The organism is Thermococcus pacificus (assembly GCF_002214485.1).
GTDB classification, from domain to species: Archaea; Methanobacteriota_B; Thermococci; order Thermococcales; family Thermococcaceae; genus Thermococcus; species Thermococcus pacificus.
Map to the genome: position 1 here is coordinate 376,693 of NZ_CP015102.1, position 24,721 is coordinate 401,413.

General features: G+C 53.7%; 29 protein-coding genes. 14 read left to right on the plus strand and 15 right to left on the minus strand.

Translation table 11 applies throughout. The annotated features are described in order from the left end of the window. Positions 1 to 897 carry a type II secretion system F family protein gene (locus tag A3L08_RS02200; RefSeq protein WP_088853485.1) on the plus strand — a complete coding sequence of 299 codons (897 nt, stop codon included), beginning with the start codon at positions 1 to 3 and terminating at the stop codon, positions 895 to 897. Here the strand turns inward: A3L08_RS02200 and A3L08_RS02205 are convergent. After that, positions 877 to 1,368, minus strand: coding sequence for an FKBP-type peptidyl-prolyl cis-trans isomerase (locus A3L08_RS02205; protein ID WP_088854864.1), 492 nt, complete (start codon positions 1,366 to 1,368; stop codon positions 877 to 879). The genes A3L08_RS02200 and A3L08_RS02205 overlap by 21 nt on opposite strands. 132 nt (positions 1,369 to 1,500) lie before the next feature. Continuing rightward, complete coding sequence (locus A3L08_RS02210; RefSeq protein ID WP_088853486.1) at positions 1,501 to 1,995, minus strand: DUF2118 family protein; 495 nt, start codon at positions 1,993 to 1,995, stop codon at positions 1,501 to 1,503. A 68-nt stretch (positions 1,996 to 2,063) separates the two neighbouring features. On the opposite strand from A3L08_RS02210, the gene A3L08_RS02215 reads away from it, so the two are divergent. The 5 genes from A3L08_RS02215 to A3L08_RS02235 are packed head-to-tail and all read left to right on the plus strand — an operon-like array spanning position 2,064 to position 6,006. Next, positions 2,064 to 2,915 carry a DUF4129 domain-containing protein gene (locus tag A3L08_RS02215; protein WP_088853487.1) on the plus strand — a complete coding sequence of 284 codons (852 nt, stop codon included), beginning with the start codon at positions 2,064 to 2,066 and terminating at the stop codon, positions 2,913 to 2,915. Next, entirely contained in the window at positions 2,902 to 3,333 is a 432-nt protein-coding gene (locus tag A3L08_RS02220) for a hypothetical protein (RefSeq protein WP_088853488.1), read from the plus strand. Before A3L08_RS02215 ends, A3L08_RS02220 begins: the two co-directional genes overlap by 14 nt. Further along, positions 3,323 to 4,276, plus strand: a complete 954-nt coding sequence (locus A3L08_RS02225; protein ID WP_088853489.1) for an AAA family ATPase — start codon at positions 3,323 to 3,325, stop codon at positions 4,274 to 4,276. The genes A3L08_RS02220 and A3L08_RS02225 overlap by 11 nt, the downstream gene beginning before the upstream one ends. 39 nt (positions 4,277 to 4,315) lie before the next feature. Further along, positions 4,316 to 5,587, plus strand: a complete 1,272-nt coding sequence (locus A3L08_RS02230; protein WP_232461777.1) for a DUF58 domain-containing protein — start codon at positions 4,316 to 4,318, stop codon at positions 5,585 to 5,587. Next, the gene (locus tag A3L08_RS02235; protein ID WP_088853490.1) at positions 5,584 to 6,006 is read left to right on the plus strand and encodes a hypothetical protein; all 423 of its coding nucleotides are present in this window, start codon (positions 5,584 to 5,586) and stop codon (positions 6,004 to 6,006) included. Before A3L08_RS02230 ends, A3L08_RS02235 begins: the two co-directional genes overlap by 4 nt. Here A3L08_RS02235 and A3L08_RS02240 read toward each other — a convergent pair. Further along, positions 6,003 to 6,836 carry a carbohydrate kinase family protein gene (locus A3L08_RS02240; protein WP_088853491.1) on the minus strand — a complete coding sequence of 278 codons (834 nt, stop codon included), beginning with the start codon at positions 6,834 to 6,836 and terminating at the stop codon, positions 6,003 to 6,005. The two genes, A3L08_RS02235 and A3L08_RS02240, sit on opposite strands and share 4 nt — an antisense overlap. Positions 6,837 to 6,980: 144 nt before the next feature. Here A3L08_RS02240 and A3L08_RS02245 point away from each other — a divergent pair, with 144 nt between their 5' ends. Next, positions 6,981 to 8,480 (plus strand): carboxypeptidase M32, encoded by a 1,500-nt coding sequence (locus A3L08_RS02245; RefSeq protein WP_088853492.1) that lies wholly within the window; start codon positions 6,981 to 6,983, stop codon positions 8,478 to 8,480. Positions 8,481 to 8,564: 84 nt separating this feature from the next. On the opposite strand, the gene A3L08_RS02250 is transcribed toward A3L08_RS02245, so the two are convergent. Together A3L08_RS02250 and A3L08_RS02255 are read right to left on the minus strand one after the other, a co-directional pair. Next, on the minus strand, positions 8,565 to 8,915 hold the full coding sequence (locus A3L08_RS02250) for an ASCH domain-containing protein (protein WP_088853493.1): 351 nt from the start codon (positions 8,913 to 8,915) through the stop codon (positions 8,565 to 8,567). Positions 8,916 to 8,932: 17 nt separating this feature from the next. Next, complete coding sequence (locus A3L08_RS02255) at positions 8,933 to 10,045, minus strand: geranylgeranyl reductase family protein (RefSeq protein WP_088853494.1); 1,113 nt, start codon at positions 10,043 to 10,045, stop codon at positions 8,933 to 8,935. Positions 10,046 to 10,106: 61 nt separating this feature from the next. Here A3L08_RS02255 and pcp point away from each other — a divergent pair, with 61 nt between their 5' ends. Continuing rightward, a complete protein-coding gene (gene pcp, locus A3L08_RS02260) occupies positions 10,107 to 10,715 on the plus strand; it encodes a pyroglutamyl-peptidase I (protein WP_088853495.1) in 609 nt (202 codons plus the stop codon). Between the two features lie 6 nt (positions 10,716 to 10,721). On the opposite strand, the gene A3L08_RS02265 is transcribed toward pcp, so the two are convergent. Next, positions 10,722 to 11,048 carry a hypothetical protein gene (locus A3L08_RS02265; RefSeq protein ID WP_088853496.1) on the minus strand — a complete coding sequence of 109 codons (327 nt, stop codon included), beginning with the start codon at positions 11,046 to 11,048 and terminating at the stop codon, positions 10,722 to 10,724. A gap of 125 nt (positions 11,049 to 11,173) precedes the next feature. Here A3L08_RS02265 and A3L08_RS02270 point away from each other — a divergent pair, with 125 nt between their 5' ends. Together A3L08_RS02270 and A3L08_RS02275 are read left to right on the plus strand one after the other, a co-directional pair. After that, positions 11,174 to 13,183, plus strand: a complete 2,010-nt coding sequence (locus tag A3L08_RS02270) for a DUF460 domain-containing protein (RefSeq protein WP_088853497.1) — start codon at positions 11,174 to 11,176, stop codon at positions 13,181 to 13,183. 31 nt (positions 13,184 to 13,214) lie between these two features. Beyond that, on the plus strand, positions 13,215 to 13,835 hold the full coding sequence (locus A3L08_RS02275) for a hypothetical protein (RefSeq protein WP_088853498.1): 621 nt from the start codon (positions 13,215 to 13,217) through the stop codon (positions 13,833 to 13,835). On the opposite strand, the gene A3L08_RS02280 is transcribed toward A3L08_RS02275, so the two are convergent. After that, positions 13,816 to 14,124: a transcriptional regulator gene (locus A3L08_RS02280; RefSeq protein WP_088853499.1), complete on the minus strand. Its 309-nt coding sequence runs from the start codon at positions 14,122 to 14,124 to the stop codon at positions 13,816 to 13,818. The genes A3L08_RS02275 and A3L08_RS02280 overlap by 20 nt on opposite strands. A 4-nt stretch (positions 14,125 to 14,128) precedes the next feature. After that, complete coding sequence (locus A3L08_RS02285; RefSeq protein ID WP_335755214.1) at positions 14,129 to 14,746, minus strand: hypothetical protein; 618 nt, start codon at positions 14,744 to 14,746, stop codon at positions 14,129 to 14,131. A gap of 223 nt (positions 14,747 to 14,969) precedes the next feature. Between A3L08_RS02285 and A3L08_RS02290 the strand changes: the two genes are divergently transcribed. After that, entirely contained in the window at positions 14,970 to 15,713 is a 744-nt protein-coding gene (locus A3L08_RS02290) for an RAD55 family ATPase (protein WP_088853501.1), read from the plus strand. Here the strand turns inward: A3L08_RS02290 and A3L08_RS02295 are convergent, their stop codons facing one another. Further along, positions 15,714 to 15,911 (minus strand): TIGR04140 family protein, encoded by a 198-nt coding sequence (locus A3L08_RS02295; protein WP_088854866.1) that lies wholly within the window; start codon positions 15,909 to 15,911, stop codon positions 15,714 to 15,716. 17 nt (positions 15,912 to 15,928) lie between these two features. After that, positions 15,929 to 16,903: a TIGR00269 family protein gene (locus tag A3L08_RS02300; protein ID WP_088853502.1), complete on the minus strand. Its 975-nt coding sequence runs from the start codon at positions 16,901 to 16,903 to the stop codon at positions 15,929 to 15,931. A 63-nt stretch (positions 16,904 to 16,966) separates the two neighbouring features. On the opposite strand from A3L08_RS02300, the gene A3L08_RS09875 reads away from it, so the two are divergent. Beyond that, the gene (locus A3L08_RS09875) at positions 16,967 to 17,131 is read left to right on the plus strand and encodes a hypothetical protein (protein ID WP_157721576.1); all 165 of its coding nucleotides are present in this window, start codon (positions 16,967 to 16,969) and stop codon (positions 17,129 to 17,131) included. A gap of 2 nt (positions 17,132 to 17,133) precedes the next feature. On the opposite strand, the gene A3L08_RS02305 is transcribed toward A3L08_RS09875, so the two are convergent. From A3L08_RS02305 to A3L08_RS02320, 4 genes are read right to left on the minus strand one after another with little or no spacing between them, the layout of a single operon-like run. Continuing rightward, positions 17,134 to 18,267: a site-2 protease family protein gene (locus tag A3L08_RS02305; RefSeq protein ID WP_088853503.1), complete on the minus strand. Its 1,134-nt coding sequence runs from the start codon at positions 18,265 to 18,267 to the stop codon at positions 17,134 to 17,136. A gap of 50 nt (positions 18,268 to 18,317) precedes the next feature. Continuing rightward, a complete protein-coding gene (locus A3L08_RS02310) occupies positions 18,318 to 19,220 on the minus strand; it encodes a glycosyltransferase family 2 protein (protein ID WP_088853504.1) in 903 nt (300 codons plus the stop codon). Then, entirely contained in the window at positions 19,213 to 20,091 is an 879-nt protein-coding gene (galU, locus tag A3L08_RS02315; RefSeq protein WP_088853505.1) for a UTP--glucose-1-phosphate uridylyltransferase GalU, read from the minus strand. Before galU ends, A3L08_RS02310 begins: the two co-directional genes overlap by 8 nt. Then, positions 20,088 to 21,371 (minus strand): UDP-glucose dehydrogenase family protein, encoded by a 1,284-nt coding sequence (locus A3L08_RS02320; protein ID WP_088853506.1) that lies wholly within the window; start codon positions 21,369 to 21,371, stop codon positions 20,088 to 20,090. Before A3L08_RS02320 ends, galU begins: the two co-directional genes overlap by 4 nt. An 85-nt stretch (positions 21,372 to 21,456) precedes the next feature. On the opposite strand from A3L08_RS02320, the gene A3L08_RS02325 reads away from it, so the two are divergent. Then, positions 21,457 to 22,500, plus strand: a complete 1,044-nt coding sequence (locus A3L08_RS02325) for a glycosyltransferase (RefSeq protein WP_088854867.1) — start codon at positions 21,457 to 21,459, stop codon at positions 22,498 to 22,500. Between the two features lie 284 nt (positions 22,501 to 22,784). Here the strand turns inward: A3L08_RS02325 and A3L08_RS02330 are convergent, their stop codons facing one another. Then, a complete protein-coding gene (locus A3L08_RS02330) occupies positions 22,785 to 23,657 on the minus strand; it encodes an alkaline phosphatase family protein (RefSeq protein WP_088853507.1) in 873 nt (290 codons plus the stop codon). A 95-nt stretch (positions 23,658 to 23,752) separates the two neighbouring features. On the opposite strand from A3L08_RS02330, the gene A3L08_RS02335 reads away from it, so the two are divergent. Then, positions 23,753 to 24,721, plus strand: coding sequence for a sulfotransferase family protein (locus tag A3L08_RS02335; protein WP_088853508.1), 969 nt, complete (start codon positions 23,753 to 23,755; stop codon positions 24,719 to 24,721).

Consider the following 24,721-nt stretch of genomic DNA (forward strand, 5'->3'; position numbering starts at 1 on the left):
ATGCCAAGATTGTCATCAGTGTTCATATTCCTCATTAAGAAAATCGTTCCAGAGAAGTGGATGAAGCGTTACGAGGTTTTCATTTATTCAGCGAATATAGGCTTCCTGGCTGCGGAGTACCTCGTCGTCTCCCTTTTGACGGGGGTCATCGGTGCCCTCCTCGTCTACATGTTCTCAAACTGGATTTACGCGCTTGCGGCGTTCATTGCGGTATCCTCAGGGATGGCCTTCGGATACCCCTACTGGAGGATCACGAAGCGCATCGAAGAAATGGAGAAGATGCTTCCCGATGCCTTTTTCTATCTGGCTAGCTCTCTCAGGGCAGGTATATCCTTCTCCGAGGCTCTGGAGGAGCTCACGACGGCCAACTTCGGACCACTCACGGACGAGTTCAGGAAGACCGTGGCGGAGATAAAGAAGGGTCGCCCGACAACGGACGCCCTCAAGGCCTTTGCCATTAGGAACAAGCGCTCGTCGGTTCTCTACCGCTCCATGATGATCATCATAGAGGCCCTCGAAAGGGGTGCTCCCATGAGCGACGTCCTCGTCTTCGTCGGAAACGACGTTAGGGAGCTGCTCAGGATAAAGCAGGAGAGGAGGGCCTCGACGGGAATGCAGGTGATGTTCTTCATCATAACCAGCGGCGTCATCGGCCCGCTCATCCTTGGAGTGGTCACCCAGATCATGGCCTCGATGAACGTCGGCGACATAAACCTCCCGGTCGAGACCGTCAAGAACATACTCCTTGGCTTCGTTGTCCTTCAGGCGTTAGTGTCTGGCCTTGGAATAGGGGTCATAAGAGAAGGGAAATACTCAGCAGGCCTCAGGTATAGCCTGCTGCTGGCAATAATGGGGGTTATAGTCTACCAGGGCGCCTCAGGCCTCAGCCTCGCCTGAGTCCTTTTCTTCCCCTTTCTGTATGTCCACTATCTCAACCTCGAAGACAAGGGTCTTCCCGGCGAGCGGGTGGTTGAAGTCGAGGCTGACGCTCTCCCCCTCGATCCTGGCTATCTTGGCTATCCCCGAGTCGGTCATGACGTACATTCCCTCAACGGGCTCAAGGCCAGCCTGAGTGAACTCCGAGATGGGAACGTCTATGATGAGCTCCGGGTTGGGCATGCCGTAGGCCTTCTCCGGGGGAACGACGACCGTCTTCTTCTCCCCTATCTCCATGCCTATGAGGGCCTCATCAAGGCCCGGGATGATCTCCCCGACGCCGACGTTGACGCCAAGGGGACCGTACTCGCGCTCTTCGACGAATATGCCGTTTTCCTTAGCTATATCCTCATAACTAGTGTCAAAAACTTCACCGTTCTCAAACCTGCCAACGTAGTGGAAGGCCACAAAATCTCCAGCTTCAATCTTCATTTCCTTCAACTCCAAAATCTTCTTCGTTGGGAGCTTGTCCCGGCCCCTTATAACGCTTTTGGTGCAGTCTTCAAGATAAACGGCGTTTATTCGAGTTCTGCCATGCACCCGGATGCCAGTTAAAAAGAAAAATCACTCCTCTGGCAGAATGTAGTAGACGTAGTGGGGTCTGTCCGTTATCTCATCTATGAAAACAACGGTTCCGGTCTTAGGCGGCTTGAGGTAGTGCACCTCCCCTTTCCTGGTGGTCACGGCCGCGAATGCATCCCCCTTTCTAACCCTGTTCCCGACGTTGGCTATTATCGTCTTCGTGTAGCCCTCAACTGGGAGTATCATGAGCTCGTCCCCTTTTTTCAGGTAAATTCTTGTCCTCCCGTCGGGCAGGACAAGTACAACATCGGCGAGCATCCTGCCCTCCATCCTGTCGACGTAGAGGTAAAAGCGGTCGTAGACCTCCTTGGCCAAGAACTTTGCATCCTCTAAGTCGATGAACTCCGGGAGCTCGTCGCCCTCTTCCAGCCAGACCTCAATGTTCCCCTGAATGATCACGCAGTCCCTCGTGGCCTTCCCTTGAACCACACACTCTCCTGCATCCACCTCAACGTAAAGCCTCGGCATCCTCTCCACTCTCATCACCTAACATTTACCTCAGGGTAAAAGCTTTTAAACCTGCCTCCGTACCATCGGTGATAAACATGTCCACCAGGGTAAAATTCGCGGCACTCTACGGACTGCTGTTTGCATTGATGACGCTTTTGTTGAGCTACAGCGTTAAGACAGGCGAGGTTAAGAAGAGCCCCGCCGAGTTCTCAGGGTTTCTCGTGATAGCGGTTGCCCTCCTTTCCGCAATCGTCCTCGCCCTGCTCTTCCTCAGCTGGCGCGACATACCCCTCAAGAGGAAGCTTTACCCTGCAAATAATTTGAAATACCTTCTTTCCTGGATCGTTATGGCACTCGGGGCGCTGGGGATAATCTACTGGATGAAGTACTCCAACGCCTCTGGCCTTCTCACCCCAGTCAACAACACGACCAACGTTACCGTCAACGGCAGCGTCCTTCCCCCCTCACCGGTTTACCACAACAACACCCTCACGAACTCGACCTCACCCCTCTCGCACACAGGCTACCCCCTCTACATCTTCCTGGCGGTTTTCATGGCCGGCCTTGCTTACTTCGCCGTCACCTACTACAGGGAGGCCCTCAAAAAGCGGGAGAGAAAGAGGATGCGCAAAAGGGCGTTGAACTTCGACAGAAAGGTCGACGAGCTGGGCTTCGAAATGTTCTCCGACCCGAGGGAGGCTGTGGTAGGGATATACAAGAACGCCGTCCTCTGGCTCGAGGTTCTCGGAATACCTTACAGGGAGAGCTGGACCCACTGGGAGCACGCCGGTAAGGTCAACGTCTCCCTCCTCAGGGAGCCCTTCACCAACCTCACGAGGCTCTTTGAGAAGGCGAAGTACGCCCCCGAAAAGGTCACCTGGGACGATGCGGAGAGGGCCCTGGAACTCTACAGAAAGATGAGGGGTGTCCTGAATGAGGCTCCATAAGGCCGTCATAGTGGCAAGCATCGTCCTGCTCCTAGTTGCCACGATGGCAGGCTCTTACCTCATCAGATGGCTCTCCGTCCTCTTTCTCGGTGCATTCCTGGCGTTCTTCCTGTTCGGAATTGAGATACAGGTGGCGAGACCGAGACTCAAGCGCGGGATGAAGGTTGAGAGGAAGACCGACGTCGAGAGAACGGTTTCCCTTATACAGAAGGCCAGAAGCGGAAGGGTGGCCCGCTCCCTGATTGAGGAGAAGATAGTGGATATCTACGCCACCCTCTCCGATGACTACAACTCCGCCTACCGCTCACTCCTCTCCGAGCCGAACGAAGCCATTAAAGCCCTCCGCTCGGAGGGGGACTTTCTGGACAACCTCGAGAGGGCACTCAAGATAGTGGAGGCTGATCTGAATGAAGATTGAGGAGATACACGAGAAGGGAAACGCCGTCCTCAACGAGGTCGGCAAGGCGATAGTCGGGAAGGAGGAAGTGCTGAAGCTGATACTGACCACCATCTTAGCTGACGGCCACGTCCTGCTGGAGGATCTCCCGGGGCTGGCCAAGACGCTGATGGCAAAGAGCTTCGCGAAGGCTTTAGGAGTCCAGTTCACGCGCGTCCAGTTCACGCCGGATTTGCTCCCCAGTGACATCCTCGGCGTTTCGGTTTTCAACCAGAAAACGCTCGAGTTCGAGTTCAGGAAGGGGCCGGTCTTCACCAACGTCCTCCTCGCGGACGAGATCAACCGCGCCCCGCCAAAGACCCAGTCGGCTTTGCTCGAGGCGATGCAGGAGAGGCAGGTAACGGTTGAGGGGAACACCTACGTCCTGCCGAAGCCCTTCATCGTCATAGCCACCCAGAACCCGATAGAGCAGGAGGGAACCTACCCCCTCCCCGAGGCCCAGCTCGACCGCTTCCTGGTCAGACTCCGCGTCGGCTACCCGACCAAGGCGGAGGAGATAGAGATACTCCGCAGGAGGATGGCGAGGAAGAAGGAGGACGTGGACATTCAAACGATACTGAGCGCTGAGCAGGTCGTCGAGATGCAGAGGGCCATTGAGGACGTCTACGTCAGCGACGCCATACTGGAGTACATAACCGACATAGTCACCGCCACGAGGGAGGACAAGAGGGAGATAGAGATAGGCGCCTCTCCGAGGGGGTCCCTGGCCCTCCTCAAGCTCTCAAGGGCATACGCCGCCCTCGAGGGAAGGGACTACGTGATTCCGGACGACGTCAAAGCTGTCGCGGTTCCGGCCCTGAGCCACAGGCTCATCCTGAAGAGGGAGCTCTGGTACACCAAGGTGAGCCAGGAGAGCATAATGGAGAAGCTCCTTGGAAAGGTTCCGGTTCCTAAATTCGAGTGAGGTGGAAGGGTGCAGACGGCTCCACTTCCCCCAGGAGGAATGAACGCTGGAGGCCCGGATGAAAAGGGCCCTGTTGAGGGCAGGATGATTCCCACGGAGAAGACGGAGGAGCTACTCCTCGCCGTGTGGCTCCTGGTCCTCATAGCCTTCCTCCTTCTCCGCTGGGAGATGGTCTACCTTCTCCTTCCGGCGCTCTGGCTGGTGTTCGTGGCGGTGTTCTTCTTCAAGCCGAGGCTCGACGTCGAGCTGGAGAGGATTATTCCTCACAACCGCTTCCTAGAGGGGAGCGAGCTCGAGGTAGTCCTCAGAATAAAATCGAAGGAGCGGATACCGAGCCTCAAGATACGGGAAGATCTTCCGGAAGAGCTGGAACTCATAGAGGGTGAGAGGGAGTGGGTCGTCTCGCTGTCAAAGGGAGAAACGAGGGAGTTCCGCTACAAGGTGCGCGTGAAGCGCGGAATACACGAGTTCAACTGGGTCGAGCTGAGCTACCGCGACCCCTTCGGCTTCTTCCACTTCACGAAGAAGTTCGACCTCTACACTGAAGTCATCGGCGTTCCCATAATCGAGGACGTCCCAACTCCGTACTCAACGAGGGGAACCAAGATAACCGTGGGTGCACTCCCCTCCCCAAGGGTCGGCGAGGGCGTTGAGTTCCACGCCATAAGGGAGTACCAGCCAGGCGATCCGCTCAAGATAATCAACTGGAAAGCCACCGCTAGAACGGGAAGAATAATGGCCAACGAGTACGAGAGCGAGAGGAAGGTTGACGTGATATTCATAGTCGACGCCTCCTACACCGGCGAGCTCGTTTTCGACAACCTCATCCGCGCCGCGGCTTCCCTCATGCTCAACGCCCTCAACAGCGGCACGAGCTTCGGTCTTCTCCTGGCCGAGGACGCCCCCCTATGGGTTCGCCCCGACTACGGCAAGAGGCACTTCTTCAAGTGCATCGACTTCCTGAGCACGGCAAGGCCGGACAGGAACAACATGATAGCCTACCAAGTGGAGCACCTAATACGCTCCCACTTTCCCCCGAGGGCGCAACTGGTCTACTTCTCACCCCTCCTGACGGAGGAGAGCAGGGAGGCTTTGAAGATAATGGCCTCCTTCGGCTACAACGTGGCCGTCATCAGTCCAGACCCCTACACCGCCGTCGAGCCGAAGAGCCGCGAGGAGGAACTGGCCCTCAAGCTCCTCTCCCTCCAGAGGAAGGCGGCCCTCAAGAAGATGGCCGCCTACGGGATAATAATAGACTGGGACGTCAGGAAGCCGCTGAAGGCAGCGATAGCTGAGGTGGTGGGAGTATGAAGATAAAGCGCCGTCTCTACTCACTCATCCCCCTAGTCCTGCTCTTCGTCCTCCTATGGAGGCTGGACCATAGAACGCTCCTGCTCATCCCCCTCGGCCTCATGGCAATCCAGTGGTACTTCATAGGGACGCTCTTCCTCGTCTCCGTCGGCGCTTACCTCATCTACACAAAAACCGGCGGTCTCTACGGGCTGGTGGTCATGAGTTTAGCAGTCATGGCCATAGAGCTCGGATACCTCGACAGGGAGCGGTCCCCTCTGGAGCACTACGCCATCCTGATAGCGGTAACGCTGCTGGCCTTTCCAACGTACCTAGCGATGACCTCCCTTTCGCCGGTTCTGCCCCGGCTCGAGGTGACGGCTATAGCCGCGCTCCTCCTGATAGTCCTCTACCTGTTCGCAAGGCTCGCCACAGATTAAACGCTCCAGCTCCCCTCCTTTTTCAGGACTTCCCTGGCCCTCTCGAGACCGAGCCTTACGCACTCCTCAAGCGGTTTTCCGCGCGAGTATCCAGCGAGGAAGCCGCCTGCAAACGCGTCGCCGGCTCCGGTTGGGTCGACTATCTCATTCTCGCTTATTGGAAGTGCCTCGAACTCCCTGAACTCACCGTCGTAGAGCAGAACCCCTCTCTCGCCGCGTGTTACCACAACCAGCTTTGCCCCCCATTCGTGGAGCCTCTCCGCGGCCTCTTCAACCGTTTTAGCCTTCGTTATGACCAAGGCCTCTCTCTCGTTTGGGAAGAGAACGTCAACGCGGGAAACTATCTCCCTCATGAGGTCTGTTCTGCTCAGGTAGTCCCCCATGTAAGTCGGGTTGAAGTCGAGGCTTATTCTCTTCCCATCAAGCCTCTTTAGGGCCTTCAACTGCTCCTCTGGCGGGATTGGTGCTATGTGAAAGACCTCTGAATCAAGGTACTCTTCGGGAATGGGGGTCTCGCCCATCATCCGGGCGACTCCCATGTCCACCGGTGCGTCAACACTCCCATCCTCATGGTAGATCATGTAGATGTGTATCGTTTTGCCCGGGAGAACGTGAACGCCCCTCACGTCCAAGAGTGAGGCCAGCTTTTCAAGCCACTCCTTCGGAAAGTCCTCTCCGACCTTCGTGACCAGCCCCACTTTGGCTCCAGCCAGAGCGGCGGAAGTGGCAACTGCCGCCGCGGCACCTCCCGGGAGTATTACCTCAGGTTTTCCGGGCATGCGTATGTGATCGATTGAGACGTGACCGAGCACCACCAAGTCGAACCCCATTACCATCACCTTCCCCTTTTTTTCAGGTGGTATACCACCGCATTTAAGCCGTTTCCGGTCGGAGTAATCGGTTTTTACTCGCGCGTTCAGATGCCCATCGAAAAGGTTTAAAAGATTCCAGTCCAAAAATTTTCGGTGATTAATATGGAGTCGGTTTTCCAGAACGAGACCGTAAAGCAGATTCTTGAGAAGTACAGGCGCATATGGGCTATTGGCCACGCCCAGAGCGTCCTCGGCTGGGACATGGAGGTCAACATGCCCAGGGAAGGAATCCTTGAGAGGAGCGTTGCCCAGGGCGAGTTAAGCGTCCTCAGCCAGGAGTTCCTCCTCAAGCCTGAGTTCGTTGAGCTTGTGGAGAAGGCCAAAGGGATTGAAGACCTCAACGAGTACGAACACGGCGTCGTCCGCGTTCTCGACAGGCAGATAAGAATAAGCCGCTCGTTCCCGCCCGAGTTCCTAAGGGAGATGAGCGAGGTTACGAGCCAGGCAACGAAGGCCTGGGAGGAAGCGAAGAGGAGCAACGACTACTCCAAGTTCGAGCCCTGGCTCGACAAAATCATCGATCTGGCAAAGCGCGCCGCTGAGTACCTCGGCTATGAGAACGAGCCCTACGACGCTTTGCTCGACCTCTTCGAGGAGGGCCTCACTACCAAAGAAGTCGAGAGGATGTTCGAGAAGCTCGAGAAGGAGCTCAAGCCGCTCCTTGAGAAAATCATGGAAGAGGGTAAAGTTCCCCAGAACCACCCGCTCGAGAAGGAGAAGTACGAGAGGGAGCAGATGGAGCGCGTTAACCTCTGGATACTCGAGAAGTTCGGCTTCCCACTCGGCGTTCGCTCAAGGCTCGACGTTTCCGCTCACCCGTTCACAACCGAGTTCGGCATCCGCGATGTCAGAATCACTACTAGATACGAGGGCTACGACTTCAGGAGGACGATATTAAGTACAGTCCACGAGTTCGGGCATGCTCTCTACGAGCTCCAGCAGGACGAGAGGTTCATGTTCACGCCGATAGCTGGAGGGGTAAGCCTCGGAATCCACGAGAGCCAGAGCAGATTCTGGGAGAACATCATCGGCAGGTCGAGGGAGTTCGCTGGACTCATCTACCCCGTCCTGAAGGAGAACCTCCCGTTCATGGGCAACTACACACCAGAAGATGTCTACCTCTACTTCAACATGGTTCGCCCGGACTTCATCAGGACCGAGGCCGACGTGGTAACCTACAACTTCCACATACTCCTCCGCTTCAAGCTCGAGAGGATGATGCTCAACGAGGGCGTTAAGGCCAAGGACCTGCCGGAGCTCTGGAACGAGGAGATGGAGAGGCTCCTCGGCATAAGGCCGAAGACCTACGCGGAGGGAATCCTCCAGGACATCCACTGGGCTCACGGAACGATAGGCTACTTCCCGACCTACAGCATCGGAACCCTCCTCGCGGCCCAGTTCTACTATCACATCAAGCACGACATCCCGGACTTCGAGGAGAAGGTAGCTAAAGCCGAGTTCGAGCCGATAAAGGCCTGGCTCCGCGAGAAGGTCCACAGGTACGGCTCCATCTACCCGCCGAAGGAACTCCTCAAGAAGGCCATCGGCGAGGAGCTGAACCCAGACTACTTTATCCGCTGGGTGAAGGAGAGGTATCTGTGATTTTTCCTTCCTTTTTCAACGAGAGGGAATACAGGGAGGCCAAGAAGTGTATCGACGAGATTGAAAGGGAGTTTGAGGGGCTCGCTAGGTGAGCGGCTCTCCAACCCACCCGACGGGCTCGACCTCTATCGCCGCAACGCCGTACTTCTTCTCCTTCTCCTCACTGTAGAACCGCCTGTAGACCCTCACTCCTTCCTCGATGCTCTCCACGCCGGGCAGGACGTTCTCTAGGCCCTCTTTCTCAAGCATCTCCCTGAAGGAGGAATAAACCCTGATGTCCTTCACCACGACCATCAGTTTGTTCTCGAAGATTATCGTGTCCCCAGGCCTTATCCCCTGTCTCTTCTCGTCGTACAGGCGGCCCTCGATCCTCTTCCGCCCTTCGGCTATTGCCCTGAGGTACTCTTCCTGCAGGCCCATCCTCCACGTTGCCATGGAACCACCCCCGGACTTCAGACGAGGTAGCGGACTATCGATGGGCTTATCCTTATGAGCTTTGCGAGGAGCTTTGGCCTCCTCAGAAGCGCTTTGGCTGTCTTCACGTGGTCGTCGAAGTCCGCCTGCCCCTCTATGACCGCCCTCGCCTCGTCGCTTCCGAGAACCTCGAAGACCTTCTCGATGTCCTCCTGGCCCATCCCCCTGAACACCTTCCTGAAGCGAAGGCCAAAGCTTATCTGATTTTTAACATTCCCACAGAGCTTCTCGTAGTCCCCAGGCCTTCCGGAGAGGAGTGCTTCCCTCAGCGCGTGGGCGCAGATCGCTCCAAATACTATACCCCCCGCAGTGGTGGGCTTTATCTGGAGCGCCGCATCGCCTATGAGGGCCACGTTGTCTCTCACCCATGGCTTTCTCCAGCCGAAGCCGACGCTTCCAGCTTTAAACTCGACTATTGAGGTCGGTTTGAGCATCCTCATCCGCAGGAACCGGTTTAGGGCCTCAATGCTTCCCAGCGTTCCGACCCTCGCCAGTCCCCCATTCACAGGTGCCACCCACATGAAGAATTCGTCGTTTATATCCTTGTTCACCCATACCTCGACGAAATCCTCCTTAAAATCGCCAACCACCTCGACCTCGTAGCCGCTTAAGAATTCCGCGTTTGTTTTGGCCCCTATCGCCTTCGCCACGGTGCTCGAAACGCCGTCGGCTCCAACGTAAAAGTCCGCCTCTATCTCCAGTCTCTCGCCGAGGTGCTGGAGAACGGCCCTCCCGTTCTTGAAGCCACGGAATGTCGTCGCCATGTAATACTCAGCGCCCCGCTTCACGGCCCTCTCCGCCAGTGTTTTCTCAAGGATTTTTCTGTCCACGATGTAAGCCTGTGGCGTCTTTCTCGCTATCTCAAAGCTCTGTATTCTCGAGTAGAAGACAGCCCCGCGCAGCTTGTTGAGCACGGCCTCCTCGGGCAACCCCAGCCTTTCATAGCTGGCGGCCCCGATTATCCCTGTGCATGCCTTTCCCCCGAAGGAGCCCTTCTTCTCGACGACGGCAACACTGAAGTCCCTCGCGAGCAGGTTGGCCAGGTAGTTGCCGGCGGGCCCCCCACCGATGATCAGAACATCGTACTTCATCCTCACCCCTCAATGGGAGTGGTTTTTAAAGCCTAAAAACCTAACCTTTTCGGTGATTCGGATGAAAGTTCTCGTGACTGGGTTTGAGCCCTTTGGAGGCGAGAGCATAAACCCTTCCTGGGAGGCCGTTAAAGCACTTCCAGATGAGATAAACGGGGCAGAACTAGTAAAACACCGGCTCCCCGTGACTTTTGGGGGAGTCAGGGAGATTCTTCCAAGACTCATAGTGAAGGAAAGGCCAGATGTGGTTGTTCTAACGGGCCAGGCCGGGGGCAGGCCAAACATCACCGTCGAGCGCGTCGCGATAAACGTCATGGACAGCAAAATGCCGGACAACGAGGGTTTTGCCCCGGAGGACGAGCCGGTCTTTGAAGGCGCTCCAGCCGCTTACTTCGCCACAATCCCGATAAAGGCCATCGTTAAGGCACTTAGAGAAGAAAAGATACCGGCGTCTGTTTCAAACACGGCCGGGACCTACGTCTGCAATACGGCCATGTTTACTGCCCTCCACACGATAGCGGTTGCGGGGATGGAAACGAGGGCGGGCTTCATACACGTGCCCTTCAGCCACGAGCAGGCCCTTGACAAACCGAGACCATCGATGGCGCAGGAGACGATAAACAGGGCGATTAAAAGGGCTGTGGAAGTCTCGATTGAGTGGGAAGGGTGATTTAAGTCAGAGTTCGTTGAAGTCTATCTCGTACGAAACGGAGCCGTTGAAGCTCTGGGCCTCCTTAAATCTGGCTATTAAAGCGCTGAGGGCCTCTATCAGTGCCACTCTCACATTTCCCATGGTCCTCTCTGCCTCCTCCCTCGTCTGGAGCTCAAAGGATCGCTCCGTTAGTTCCGAGAGCTTTACTTCTTCGCCTCTTATTCTGATAGCTGGATCCACTCCGTCTAGGACTTCCTTGAGCTCCTCGTCGAACTCCAACTCCCTGACGCGCACCATGTAAACCCCGGAGAGGAGGCCGTACTCCTTGTCAAAAACAACCCTCATCTTCATGATACCACCGTTTTGATTTAAGCCGTTACATTTAGATAACTATTTATAACCTTTTGGTTCGAATGAACGAACCTGGACATTTGGCTAACGTTTTAAAGGGCCTGAGGGAAGTCTCCCCATGAGAGGTGAGGCTTATTCTAATCTTTGGGGTTGACGTAATAAGCGAGAACCCGAAGAAGTTCGCCGTCGTGAGCTGGTTCAACGGAAAACTTGAGAGAAAGGGTGAGTTCACACTCTACAGGCTAATCCGCTTCATTCAAAGTAAGAGGCCTGATATCGTTGCAATTGACAGCGTTACTGAGCTCGGCGACGACCTCAGGAGGTTTCTCCGCTCACTACCGCCCGAAACGAAGCTCGTCCAGGTCACAGGAAAACCCGGCGAGCAGAGAAGCCTGCAGAGCCTGGCCAAAGAGCACGGGATAAGAACCGCCGACCGCTTTGACCCCTACGAGGAGGCCAAGCTCTGTGCCCTTCTCGCGAGCAAGGGGGTAGGTTATGAAGTACTCGCCTTCGAGGATGAGGTCATCGTAAAGGTAACCCGCGGGAGGAGCCACGGGAAGGGTGGCTGGAGCCAGGACCGCTACAGGAAGAGGGTGCACAACCTCGTCCGCGACAAGGTGAGGGAGCTAGAGGACAGACTTAGGAGGGCCGATATACCCTTCGACCTCGAAACCGAGGAGAGGGACTACGGCCTGGCGAGGGGGGAGTTCAGGATTTACGCAAGCAGGGAAGAGCTCGCCGGGCTGATAAGGCCCATGCGCGGCGGGGACGTTGAGGTCAGGATTTACCCGGTGGAGAGAGCCGAGCTAGGCTTCGCACCGCTCAAGGGAGAGGAGGCAGTAAAGGAGAGGAAGAGCATAATAGTTGGAATCGATCCCGGGATAACCGTCGGCATAGCGGCTATAGACCTGAACGGAAGGATAATAGCTCTCCACAGCGAGAGGAACATGCCGGTCGGCGAGGTCTTCCGCTTCGTCAGTGAGATCGGGCATCCGGTTATAGTCGCCACCGATGTTTCTCCCGCTCCAGGCTTCGTCGAGAAGATAGCGCGCTCCTTTAAAGCGAACCTCTTTGTCCCCAGGGAGAGTCTGAGGATAGAGGAGAAGAACGAGCTTTTGAGGAATCTGGGAATTACCGTCGACGACGACCACCAGAGGGATGCCCTGGCCGCGGCTTACAAGGCCTACCTCCGCCTCAAGCCGAAGCTGGAGCACATAGATGCGCGCCTGAGAGAAGCCGGCCTTTCCAAGAAAGCCGACGAGGTTAAGGCCCTCGTTATACAGGGCTACAACCTCGGCGAGGCGATGCAGATGGTCTCCCTCAGGGAGAGGCCAAAGGTCGAGGAAAACAGAGATGAGCAGGTTAGGGAAGCCCCTGACCTCGAACCTTATCTCAGGCGCATAAGGGAGCTGGAAAAGAGAATTGAGATGCTGGAGAACGAGAACCGCGAGCTGAGGGAAATCATCAAGGAGCAGAGGAGGACGATAGGGCGGCTGGAGCGCAGAATAGCGGACTACGACGAAGAAGTTAGGAGGAAGGTTCTCCGCGAGAGGGAGCTGGAGGCCAAGGTGAAGCGCATAGAGGTGCTTGAGAGGCAGCTGAGAGAAGCTAAAGCCGTCATCGAGCGGCTTGGCAGGGACCTTGTGCAGGTCAAGCGCATGAACGTGGTCGAGATCCGCGGCTCTGCCGTCCCTTTAAAGGTCATGGAAGTGCTGAGCTGGCGCGAGCTCGAGAGGATAGAGCGCGAAGTTGGGCTGAGGAGGGGGGATGTCCTCTTTGTCGTGAACCCCGCCGGTGCAGGGAGGGCAATAGCGGAGGAGCTGGTTGAAAAGAGGATCAGGGCCCTGATAACCGAGAAGCCCCTTCCTGAACCTGTGAAGGTGGTTCTCCGCGAGGCCCACGTCCCGTTCTTCCTCTCCGAAGAGCTGGATGTCAAGCGAGTTGACGAGTTCGCCGTCGTTGAGCGCGAGACCCTCGAGAACGCCATAGCAGAGCTCATGGAAAGGTGGAAGAAAGAGGACGAGGAGAGGAAAGCGGAGAGACTCCTACAGCTGGTGGAGGAGTACAGGCTGGAGAGGAAGAAAGAGCTCATGAGAAAGGCTGAGGAGGAGAAAGAAGAGCGCCAAAAGGCGTAACGCTTTTAATTTTTGAATCCCACAATAACTGGTGGTTGACATCGGTAGGGAGCGGAGTATTATAGCCCTCTCGATATTCGTGGTTTTCCTTGGCTTCATGACGGCCCTGTTCAACGGCCGCGAAGACCACGTCTACCGCACGCTCGTCGCAATGATCGGCCTCTCCATACCCCTAATTCTTCCCAAGAAGCTTCCCGAGCCGCCTGCAAAGCTCCGGCCCTTTCTGGCCCCGCTGTACAACGAGCGGACTATGGCCCTGCTTGCCGTTTTCATAGCGGTCCACGTCTCCCTCGTCAATGTGCCCTTCACCCACTACGACCTCTTCCACAAGGACTGGAGGAACGCCGACATGATAAGCCACTTCCTCGGCGGCTTAACGGTGTGGCTCATCGTCGTTGAAATCCTCTCGGAACTGGATAGGATTGGGATAAGGCTCTCAAAACGGGAGGCAGTCCTTTACGGTTTCCTGATTTTCTACGCCCTCTCCACCGGCTGGGAAGTTGCTGAAAAGCTCAGCGAAACGGAGATAAGCTTCATCCGCGAGAGCCTTGCCAACAAGCTCCGCGACCTGCTCATGGACACCCTTGGGGCCCTCTTCGGCCTGTGGCTGGTTAGGAGGGAGGGTTACCCCTTCAGTCTTGGGGAGCGATAGCCGAGAGGGCCTCTTTGAGCGCCCGCATGTACTTCGCGGTCTCCATTGCACCTTTTTCAGTAACCTTCACCGCGGTCCTCGGTCTGTCCGCTATGATCTTGTAAACTTTAATGTAACCTGCCTTTTCAAGGGCTTTGAGGTGGGAGTCGAGGTTGCCCGGTGTTAGCTCGAGCACCTCAAGGATGTCCCTGAAGAGCGCCCTCTCCCTCGGCAGGAGGTAGAGCATTATAGCCAGCCTGGCGGGGTTGCCCAACGTGTGGTTCTTCGTCAGCTCCCTGATGGCTTCCATGCTATCACCGCTCGATGGCCCTGAAGGCTGAGTAGAGGTACCAGAGGATTGTCACCGAGAAGCCCAGCGCGACGAGAAAGCCCGCCCAAACCATTGCCCCGCTCTCCATTCCCCTGGCCAAGGGTATTCCCAGTGCAGGTAGCAGAAAGGCCGGGACGATCTCCCGCTCTGCTTCCCCATAGCGGGCAAACACCAGCCACATCCCGAATATTGAGAGCGCTATAAAGGTCAGGAAGCCCACCGCCAGGCTGGCATCTGAGGTAACGCCGAGATTGATCCTTGGAACGATGACCCAGCCAAGAACAATGCCTGCTGTCCACGAGAGTGCCACGAGTATCGCGCCAGTTCTCGAGGCCTCCACTTCCCCCGTAACCCTTCCAAGCCTCTTGAACCTCTTCCAGACCCTTCCCGTGAACGTCATGGCGACAGCGAAAGCCACCGGCCAGTATATTAAGTTAAAGCGCCAGTTCACCTCAAACAGTCCCAGCATTACGTAGTAGAAGAGCATCACGGATAGCCACGCCCCGAAGTTCATGGCGCCGTACATCTTTCCGGCCGCTATCAGCTTCCCCTCAATCCTCTCAAGCACATCCTTGAGTTCCTTTACGTCTTCCATTCCCATCACCAATTTAGGATAGAATCTTCCCCTATTTATCGCGTGGAGTTTCTCTGAACTTCAGAGAAAGTCTCACAAGGTTCGCCGAGGAGTGCAGGAGGAACGCCCCGAAGCAGCACAGTGCAAAGGGTCCTACGAAGGCGAGCATGAATTATCACCTCGTCGGAATGACTTTGTAGGGTTAGGGTTAAATACTCTTGGTGCTCATATCTCCTAAGGGGGGTGTAACATGGAAGTCCTCAGTACGGGTATTCCGGTTCTCGATGAGGCCCTCGGTGGGGGTTTGCTCGAAGACAGTAACCTGCTCATAATCTACGACACCTACTCCAACGGCTGGACGCTTGCCTTTGAAGTTCTGAGAAACAGGATCAGGGAGGGCGACTTTGGGGTCATCATAGACTCGGTTCTCCCCCTCACGCCTTTGAAGATGGAGCTCGGAATGCTGAACTTCGACGTTGAAAAGGAGGGAAGAGCTGGGAACCTGGCAATACTGGATATATTCTCCTCTTTTCACAAACTGAGTTATGACGAGGATTACGTTTACACCGATTCCACACTGGATTCCGAGACTTTTCTCCCCAAGTACCTCCACCTCTACCGCAGGGTTCTGAAAGAAAGAATCCATGAGAGAAGGCCCATAGGGATAGACGTGACGGTAGATGGTCTGGCATTCCTTCTTGGAGAGGAGAGTACTATCAAACTCTTCCAGAGCCTGATGGCGCTGAAAGAAAGGGCAAAAATGGAGGAGAAAAGAAAGCGGCCGATCAATATCTTTCTTCTTAATAGGGGGAGGGCATCCGATAAGCTAGTATCGTGGATATCGCTCTACAGCCAGTACGTCATAGAGTTCTGCTCCTCCGCTGATTCCATCAAGGAGAAGATGGTCATAAGGAAATCCACTCTTCCGGAGTTCAAACCCAGAGAAGGCGGCTACCGCTTCCGGATAGAGAACGGGCGGGTCATCATCGAATAACTAGCCCCCTGCCCTCGAACGCATGAGGAACTCCATGAAGCGCTCTATTTCCTTTTGATTTCCCCGTATCAGAACCCGGTTGAGGGGTATGCCGTTCCTCTCGGTTCTTCCCAGGAGTGTCAGGCTAACCTTTGCCCCGCCCCTCTCGCGGATTTCGTTGAGTTCTTTTAGTGGAATTGGAGTTTCGATGATTCTCAACGGAAAACCTCCGCTCTTCACTCCACCCTGAAAGTCAGCCCCTTCTCCCTCGCCTTCCTCTCGACCTGGAGGCGGAACTGGCAGGCCTTGCATATCTCCCCGGTTGTCGGCTGGCCGCATATCTTACAGCGGTTGAGCTCGCTCGTCCTCTTTGTGTAGGTCTTCGCTATGAGCGGGAAAAGCTTGTCGTAGCTCCTCAGAATCTGATACTTCGTTCCTGGATGCTTCTCCTCCATCTCGTTGAGCCAGTCCCTTATCTCGGCCCTGAAGGCCTCAACAGCGTAGGGGCACTCGCTTAAATCGACTTCAATGTTGTTCAGGACAGCATACAGGACGATTTCCTTCTCGGGAATCTCGCGGAGGGGCTTAATCCTCGGGACCAGCTCGGGATGAATCTCCTCGTAGTATGGACCGGTTCTCCCGAGGCGCGCTATATCGCCCCTTAGGATGTTCATAACGAACATCTGAACCTCGTCGTCGAGGTTGTGGCCGACTGCCAGCTTATCGGCTCCTACATCTTTGGCCGCGTAGTTGAGGAGCCAGCGCCTCCAGACGCCGCAGTAGGAGCACGCTCCAACGCGCTCACCCTTCTCGAAGCTCCCCATTATCTCAACCGTTTCATCGAGCGTGAAGCCGATGTATTCCTTGAAGGAATAACTCCTGTGCTCTATCCCCAGCTTTTCGGCGTTCCTCTTCGCTATCTCGACGCTCGGAGGACGATAGCCGGCTATGCCCTCGTCAATCGTTATCGCAACCAGCTCGAAGGGAAACTTCTCGCGGAGCTTGGCCAAAAGGTGCATGAGGACGACGCTGTCCTTTCCGCCGCTCACACCAACGGCTATCCTCTCACCCTTTTCTATGAGGCGGTATTTCTTAACCGTCTCCTTGAACTTCTTCTCGACCATCTCGTTGAAGTGTTTGTGGCAGTAATACATGCCTGTGTAGCGTGCGTGGTAAACGGCTGGCCTTCCGCACTTTGAGCACTTTGGCATGGGTGCCTATTGGGGAAGAGACTTAAAAACCTTGGCGGTGTAATATGTTGGATCATTTCATGGGTGTTCCACTACACAGAGCACATCATGGACTTCGAGTCCACCTCTCGACAAGTAATTGAGAGGATCGTCATTAAGAAGTCATTTCTCCTTGAGTTCGAGCCCTCCAAGGGGGAGTTCCTCTACTCAAGGGGCAAAATTAAGATAAGAAACGTGGAAAAGGTTTGAAGTCAACCCGCGAGGTTCATTATTGCGGGTATGAGGTTCAGGGCCAGCAGGAAGAGGCCGACCCCTATCGTGAAGTACCTCACGGGATTCGCTATCCCCTCGGGCAGGTAGCGCTTGAAGACGTCGTCGAGCATCCTCCCGCCGTCGAGCGGGACGAGCGGAAAGAGGTTCATTAGACCTATGCCGATGTTGAGCACGTATATCCAGTAGAAGGCGAAGAACAGTGGTAGTACCAGCCAGTCGAGCCCCACCTTGGACGTCACGCTCTGAGCTGGATAAATGCCTATGTAGCCCTTTTCGGGATTTTCTGGATGCGCCCCCAGTTTGAGGTTAACGTTCAGCTCCTTCCCGTCCCTCAGCACGGTGAGCGTCACGGTTTGACCCGGCTTCGTCTTGTTCATGAAGTCTATGAACTCGTCTATCTTCTGAATCTGAACCCCGTCCATTGCCGTTATAACGTCCCCATTCTGTAGAATTCCGTAGGCGGGTCCGTCGTCGAGAATACCTGAAACGAGTATCCCTGACGGTTGTAGCAGGGGGGAGATGGCGAGGTTGATTATGAGGACGGCTATGAAGGCCGTCACCACGTTGGCGAGGGAACCAGCCCCGTAAACGCGGAGCCTGGCGCGGAGGGGAGCCTTTTCGAGCTCCTCCTCATCCGGCTCGACGAATGCACCGGGTATGACTGCTAGAAGAACCAGTCCGACTGATTTCAGCGGCAGTCCCTCGGCCCTGGCGACGATGCCGTGGCTGAGCTCGTGGACGATCATGACGACGGCGAGCCCTATCAGGCCGTACCACAGGGGTATAGTGAGGCCGGGGATGACGAGCTGGACTCCCCCCCCCTGGCCTCCCTGTCTGACCGTCTGCATAGCCGTTTTCAGAAGGGCGTAGAAGACGTACCCCATGCCCATGAAGCCGAGGGCTATTCCAACATCGGCGTAGACCCTCCACAGCTTGCGGTTCTTCCGCGAGATGCCGTCTATGAAGCCAAGCAGTCTTTTGGTGCGCCACATGGCGATGAACATGTCAACGGTTAGGCCCTCTTCTTTCTCCTCTTTCCTTCCGAAGAGGGCATAAAGGATCATCCAGAACGCTGCGATTCCAGCGATGACTGTGATGAGGACGGTGTTCATTTGGGTCACCTAACCGATTTTGGAGCGGGCGGTTTAAAAATGTAGTGCGTTCACCTGTTGAAGTGGAGTATCTTCTTTATGTACTCCATGGAGCGGGAGTCCATCGCTAGCTCCATGAGCTTCAGGTAGTTCTCTAGGTTAAAGGGGGACATCGCGACGGAACGTGCCACGTACTTTAGGCCTTTCTCTGGATTCCCACCTAGAATCAGTAGCATCCCCATCTGGCTCAGGTGAAGGCTCATTATCCTTGGGTCTTTGTTAATGTCTTTGTGTTTGCTGATGAATCGTTCTCGCCCGGGGATGTACTTCTTCATGTTGAACGATATCTGCCGACCGTGGACGTAGTACTTGGCCACTATCTCGTTGACATAGTCGAACTCATAATAACGGGCTATCCTGAGCCACATATCCCAGTCCTGAGAACTGGTGAGGGCTGGATCAAAGAGACCTGCCTTCTTGAAGCATTCTCGTCTTATGAGAAGGGTTGGGCTCCCTATGAAGTTCTCCTTTAAAAGGTGAGTGTACACGTCTCCCTTAAACTTCGGGAGTCTCTTTCCGAGGATTCTTCCATCCTGTTGGGACACGTAATAGAATCCGCCATACACAACCCCAAATTCTTTCCCGATTTCTTCGAACTTTTTAATCTGAACTTCCAATCTATGGGGAAACCACTCATCATCGTCGTCGAGAAGGGCAATGAATCTACCCCGGGCTTTTTTTATTCCGGTGTTTCTTGCCACGGGACCTCCAGAATTCTTTTTGAGGCGTATGTACCGGATCCTACCATCGTCTAGGCTCTCGACAACTTCCTGCGTGTTATCTGGAGATGCGTCGTCAACCACGATCAGTTCAAAATCATCAAAGCTCTGTCTGAGAACGCTTTCTATAGCCCTTTTGAGCAGATGGGCCCGATTGTACGTGGGGATTATCACCGAGACCTCTGGCCTACTCATCCTGAACCTCCCTGAGAACACTTTTCATGAGCTTTATTACTTCTTCTCTTAGGTCCCCTCTTGACAGGCTGATTTCCAGGTTCGCCCTTATAAACCCTGCACGGCTCCCGACGTCATATCTTTCCCCATCAATTACCTTCGCAAACATGTCCTGTTCTTTTAGCATTTCTCTAAGGGCGTCGGTGAGCTGGATCTCGCCACCTTTCCCCGGCGGCGTTCTTCTGAGGAACTCAAAAATTTCGGGTGGGAGGATGTACCTGCCTATTATGGCGATGTTGCCGGGAGCCTCAGAGGGAGATGGTTTTTCTACCATGTCCTTTATCCGATATAAGCTGCGACTGACAAGTTCCCCTTCCACTATCCCGTACCTGCTGACCAACTCCCACGGTACTTCCTCAACACCGATAACTGGCGCGTCTTTCTTTTCTGCAACCTCTATGAGTTGTTTGATACCTGGTTTTTCGCTTATGATGATATCGTCGCCTAGGAGAACCGCAAAGGGTTCCCCGTTCACGTGTTTCTCAGCGTGGAGAATGGCATCGCCCAAACCTAAGGGCTTCTTCTGTCGCACGTAGTAGATGTCCACCATTTCCCCGATTTCCTCAACCTGCCTCAACTGCCCCAGATTCCCCTTCTCCCTCAAGTAATACTCCAGCTCAAAACTCCTGTCAAAGTAATCCTCAATAGCGCGCTTTCCCTTTCCGGTAATTATGAGAATGTCATCGATTCCTGCCTTTATAGCCTCCTCGACAACATAATGAATTACCGGCTTGTCCACTATTGGAAGCATCTCCTTGGGCATTGACTTGGTTATTGGAAGCATTCTCGTGCCGAGACCAGCCGCCGGAATAACCGCCTTTCTCACCCTCACCAGCACACCCCCTCGTAAACCCTTGCCGTCCTCTCAGCAGCCCTAACCCGCCTCCCATCAATCACAATCCTGCCAGAGTAGTCCAACTCCTCGAACTGCGGCCACTCCGTCACTATCAGAATAACATCCGTCGAATTCAAAACTTCTTCTGGAGTGGAAGCGTACTTTATCCTCTCCCCAACGTCCGGGTAAAAGCGCTTGAAGTTCCCCATGCCCTGAGGGTCATAAGCGATAACGTTGGCACCTTCCTCAAGGAGTTTTTTGACGACAATGTAAGCCCTCGTCTCGCGAACGTCATCAGTGTTCGGCTTGAAGGCCAGGCCGAGGAGTCCGACTTTTCTTCCCTTCAAGTCCGGAACGTGTTTTTTGAGCAGTTCTATTAGCTTGAGTGGCTGTCTCTCGTTAACTTCAACAGCCGCTTTAATGATTATCGGGTCCTCCCCAAGCTCCTCAGCCTTTCTGATTAAAGCCCTAGTATCCTTCGGGAAGCAGGAACCACCCCAACCGATTCCAGTCCTGAAGAAGTATGGACTAATCCTGTGGTCTAAGCCAACACCCTCGAAAACCTTCCACGAGTCTATGCCGAGCTTTTTGCAAATGTTCCCAATCTCGTTGGCGAAGCTTATTTTTGTAGCGAGGAAGGCGTTTGACGCGTACTTGATCATTTCTGCTGTTTTAATGTCGGTGAAGAGTTTTGGAGCGTTGATTGGAGCGTAAAGTTCTTCTAGGACTTTTCTCGTTCTTTCGTCTTGGGTTCCGATTACAATCCTGTCCGGGTTGAGGAAGTCTTTTAGTGCAACGCCTTCCCTTAAGAATTCGGGGTTCATTGCGAGGCCAAAGTCTTTGAAGGCTTTCTTGCCCGAGGTTTCTTCGAGGATGGGTTTCACAACTTCTTCTGTAGTGCCTGGGAGGACTGTGCTCTTAACGACTATGACATGGTGGCCTGTCTTCTCTCTTAGGGCTTCGCCGATTGATTTGCTTGCGGCTTTAACGTATTTTAGGTCGATTGAGCCGTCTTCTCTTGAGGGTGTTCCGACGGCTATGAATGTAACGTCTGAATTCAGAATTGCCTCGCGATAGTTTTTGGTGGCGTGGTATTTGCCTTTAAACTCTCTCATGAGTTCTTCGAGGCCTTCTTCGTAGATTGGGGGTTGGGCGTTGTTTATCATTTGGATTTTATTCTCGTCCACGTCGACGAAGATGACTTCATTGCCGAGTTTAACAAATCCCATTCCCGTGACAAGGCCAACATAACCAGAGCCGATGACTGAGATGCGCATAGATACTCACCTTAGGTTTCCTAGTTTAGTTGCTTATTAAAGTTTATATTGGTAGTTGCCTTGTAGAAGATAGTGGGGTATGTCCATGAAAATCATTGCGCTCCCTGCCTTCCGAAATAGGAAAATAAACCCCTATAATTCATTATTATACGAAAATCTAATAGCACTTGGGATTAGAGTTGAAGAGTTTTCTGTCTGGAAGCTTGTTCGAGGTGGATACGATATATGGCACATTCATTGGCCGGAGCTAGTACTCAATACCCCCTCTTATTTAATGGCAACTCTTAGAGCCAAGGCCTTCCTTTCCCTTATGGGGATTGCACGAAAGCGAGGTATTAAAATAGTCTGGACAGTACATAATCTTAGATCTCATGAGGGGTTTCATCCGAAGCTTGAGGAAAGATTTTGGGAGCGCTTCTTAGGCATGGTGGACGGCCATATAAGTTTAACTTCCATAGGTCAAGAAGAGCTTTTTAGGACGTACCCACAGCTGAGACGTGTCCCTGGCTTTGTAATCCCACATGGCCACTATCGAGATGTGTATCCCAACAATATCTCCCGTAAACAAGCAAGGGCGCTCCTTGGACTTCCAATGGACTCTAGGGTTATCCTCTTTATTGGGCAGATTAGGAAGTACAAAAATCTGCCCTCGCTAATCAGGGCGTTCAATTCACTTCCTGAAAAAGACGTTAGACTTGTTATCGCAGGGAAACCCGTTGACAGGGAACTTACCAATCAGTTGTTCAAACTAGTAAAGAGTGATAGCAGGATAATGTTTCATCCGAAGTTCATACCTTCAGAGGAAATCCAGGTGTACCTTAACTCTGCTGATCTTGTAGTACTGCCTTACTCTGAAATCCTAAATTCTGGTTCGGCTCTGCTGGCACTTTCTTTTGACCGCCCTGTTCTTGCTCCCGCTAAGGGAAGTATGATTGAATTAAGAGATTCCGTGGGAAAAGAGTGGGTCATGCTGTATACGGGTGAGTTGACAGGCGATACCTTAAGCAATGCCCTTGAGTGGGCCATTTTAGAGAAGAGACCTGCTAGGGCCCCACTGGACAGGTTTAGCTGGGATAATATAGCTAGGGAAACCCTCAAAGCTTACAAAAAGGTTCTGGAGAGAGAATAATTCGTTGCTATTTCACTAAACGTTCAGATTTTTGAACTACACAATTTCAAAAAGCTCCTTTGGTTCCCCTGTAGTCTCTCTGAGTATTACTTTTTCTTCTGAAAGATTCGCCCTTCAGAATGGGAGGAAGTCAAGGTTCTTTTGCACTTTGCTCTCTTTGGTAACCCTACAAAAGCCAGTGGACTTCTTGCCGGGTATTTCTTGGCATGAAAACTACATAGTCTCGAGAAAAATATGGAGTTCGCAAAAAAGATATGAGCCTGCGTAACAATATTCGGAAAGTGTTATGGATAATACGCTCTTGATTTACTAACAACTAGCTCAAAGAGATCCTGGGGTTTTTTTATAGTTTCTCCAGTATTACTGCTGAAAAACCCGTGATCGGAGTGGTCGCCGCCCCTTGGGTCCCCTGGAATAGGTTCCATACCGTGGTCCGAGATTATGTACAGCACGTCGTCTTCGTCGAGCTTTTCGGAGACGTTCTTCACGAGTTTGTTGAGATCGAAATAGACGTTCATGAGCTTGAGCTTCTTCCGTATCAGGAAGTGTGATATCTCGTCGAGAAAGGGAGTGTACCAGAATATCAGTTCATAGTCACCCTCAAGCGCCTCAAAAAGTGCCTTCCTGTCCGTCTCATAAGTCCTAAAAGCGTACTCTAGGAGGGGCTTTAGATTGCCCTTAACAGCCTTGTACATAGCTTCCTTAATTTCTGGGGTTGAGACGTTTCTGCCGTAGGAGGGAACGCCGTTCGTCCAGGTCTTCTCGAAGTAGTCGAATATGGTTCTGTACTTCCTTGTCTTGAGGAGATAGTCGTAAGTCTCCTTAAACGGGTCAGGAGTCATGGCATCGCCGATCCTCTTCCTTATCGAGAGGGGGAGTATCTTTGCCCCGAGTTTGACATACCAGGGGGTTTTAACCTTCGTTATGTTGCCCTTATTGGCGATGAACTTCTGCCTCTTGATGAAGGGCTCCTCTATCTCTGGGATTTTCCTTCCTGTCAGCATCGACGCCCATATCGGGGGGGTTACTATGACCTCGAAGTCCGAGAGGTCGGTTTTGGAGTGAGCTTTCTGCTTGATGTATTCTAGGTTCCATTCCTCAACTAGGTTATATTCCAGCCCATCTATGCCAAGGATCACTATTCTTCCGGTTTCCATCGGGTACACCTCTTCTCCTACGTCTTTCAGGCTCACGCGCTAATACAATACTAAACCCAGTAAGGTTTATAACTCCTACCAGCCACAAGGGGCTGATGAGGCCCCTGCTGCTTAAAACGCTGGCAAAGTTCAACATGCTCGTTGACATCGCCGCGTCGAGGATTCACAATTACTCTCCAAAGGATACTATCGCCGTTTTCGGCTCCCGCCGCTCCGGCTCCACGTGGCTTATGGAGATTTTGGAATCGCTCCCGGAGTACCGATCCGTTTTCGAGCCCTTTCATCCGAGGTATTACCCCGAGTTCGGCAGGATAGGTTTTCCCTATGACCCCTACGTTCCCCTTCCGGGTGAATACAACCGCATAAGGGAGTACCTGGAAAGAAGTCTCTCCGGAAAGGTTTACATTCAGTTCCCCTACAGGATGGGCGTCATCAAGAGGCTGAAGGGCTCAAAGCTTGTCGTCAAGTTCGTCAGGGGGAACACGATTCTACCCTGGGCGGCGAGAACCTTTAAGATAAGGGGCTATTACTTCATAATCCGCCATCCGTGTGCCACAATAGCCTCCCAGCTCACTACTGGGTATCACTCGAGGATAACGGTAGAGCAACTCCTGAATGAAGTCAACAAGGTTCCAGAGCTTTCGGAGAACAAGAAGCTTATCATGCATTTGATGGGAATTAACTCTGAAATAAAGCGTCTGGCAGCCATCTGGGCCTTTGAGAACTACATACCCCTCGCTTCCGAGAAGCCATACCCCTGGTACACGGTGGTCTATGAGAGACTGATAAGGGAGCCTGAGGAGGAGTTCAGGCGGGTCTTCCGTTACATCGGCGAGGAGGTTCCTGAGGAGGCCTGGAAGAAGATGAGGAAGCCTAGTATGGTGACGAGGAAGAGCTACGGAAGGGAGTACATTGGCACACCTAAGCAGCTTCTCAAGTGGAAGGATCAGCTGAGCGAGAGGCAGGTGAAGGATATACTCGAAGTTGTCTCCTGGTTCGGCCTGGACTTCTACGATGAGCGGCCTGAGCCGGATTACGACGCCCTTGCCCGATGGAGGCCATAG

Coding starts and splice junctions, on each gene's coding strand:
- A3L08_RS02200 (WP_088853485.1), top strand. CDS start 1: ATGCCAAGATTGTCATCAGTGTTCATATTCCTCATTAAGAAAATCGTT.
- A3L08_RS02205 (WP_088854864.1), bottom strand. CDS start 1,368: ATGAAGATTGAAGCTGGAGATTTTGTGGCCTTCCACTACGTTGGCAGG.
- A3L08_RS02215 (WP_088853487.1), top strand. CDS start 2,064: ATGTCCACCAGGGTAAAATTCGCGGCACTCTACGGACTGCTGTTTGCA.
- A3L08_RS02220 (WP_088853488.1), top strand. CDS start 2,902: ATGAGGCTCCATAAGGCCGTCATAGTGGCAAGCATCGTCCTGCTCCTA.
- A3L08_RS02225 (WP_088853489.1), top strand. CDS start 3,323: ATGAAGATTGAGGAGATACACGAGAAGGGAAACGCCGTCCTCAACGAG.
- A3L08_RS02230 (WP_232461777.1), top strand. CDS start 4,316: ATGAACGCTGGAGGCCCGGATGAAAAGGGCCCTGTTGAGGGCAGGATG.
- A3L08_RS02235 (WP_088853490.1), top strand. CDS start 5,584: ATGAAGATAAAGCGCCGTCTCTACTCACTCATCCCCCTAGTCCTGCTC.
- A3L08_RS02240 (WP_088853491.1), bottom strand. CDS start 6,836: ATGGGGTTCGACTTGGTGGTGCTCGGTCACGTCTCAATCGATCACATA.
- A3L08_RS02245 (WP_088853492.1), top strand. CDS start 6,981: ATGGAGTCGGTTTTCCAGAACGAGACCGTAAAGCAGATTCTTGAGAAG.
- A3L08_RS02250 (WP_088853493.1), bottom strand. CDS start 8,915: ATGGCAACGTGGAGGATGGGCCTGCAGGAAGAGTACCTCAGGGCAATA.
- A3L08_RS02255 (WP_088853494.1), bottom strand. CDS start 10,045: ATGAAGTACGATGTTCTGATCATCGGTGGGGGGCCCGCCGGCAACTAC.
- pcp (WP_088853495.1), top strand. CDS start 10,107: ATGAAAGTTCTCGTGACTGGGTTTGAGCCCTTTGGAGGCGAGAGCATA.
- A3L08_RS02265 (WP_088853496.1), bottom strand. CDS start 11,048: ATGAAGATGAGGGTTGTTTTTGACAAGGAGTACGGCCTCCTCTCCGGG.
- A3L08_RS02280 (WP_088853499.1), bottom strand. CDS start 14,124: ATGGAAGCCATCAGGGAGCTGACGAAGAACCACACGTTGGGCAACCCC.
- A3L08_RS02285 (WP_335755214.1), bottom strand. CDS start 14,746: ATGGGAATGGAAGACGTAAAGGAACTCAAGGATGTGCTTGAGAGGATT.
- A3L08_RS02290 (WP_088853501.1), top strand. CDS start 14,970: ATGGAAGTCCTCAGTACGGGTATTCCGGTTCTCGATGAGGCCCTCGGT.
- A3L08_RS02300 (WP_088853502.1), bottom strand. CDS start 16,903: ATGCCAAAGTGCTCAAAGTGCGGAAGGCCAGCCGTTTACCACGCACGC.
- A3L08_RS02305 (WP_088853503.1), bottom strand. CDS start 18,267: ATGAACACCGTCCTCATCACAGTCATCGCTGGAATCGCAGCGTTCTGG.
- A3L08_RS02310 (WP_088853504.1), bottom strand. CDS start 19,220: ATGAGTAGGCCAGAGGTCTCGGTGATAATCCCCACGTACAATCGGGCC.
- A3L08_RS02320 (WP_088853506.1), bottom strand. CDS start 21,371: ATGCGCATCTCAGTCATCGGCTCTGGTTATGTTGGCCTTGTCACGGGA.
- A3L08_RS02325 (WP_088854867.1), top strand. CDS start 21,457: ATGAAAATCATTGCGCTCCCTGCCTTCCGAAATAGGAAAATAAACCCC.
- A3L08_RS02330 (WP_088853507.1), bottom strand. CDS start 23,657: ATGGAAACCGGAAGAATAGTGATCCTTGGCATAGATGGGCTGGAATAT.
- A3L08_RS02335 (WP_088853508.1), top strand. CDS start 23,753: ATGAGGCCCCTGCTGCTTAAAACGCTGGCAAAGTTCAACATGCTCGTT.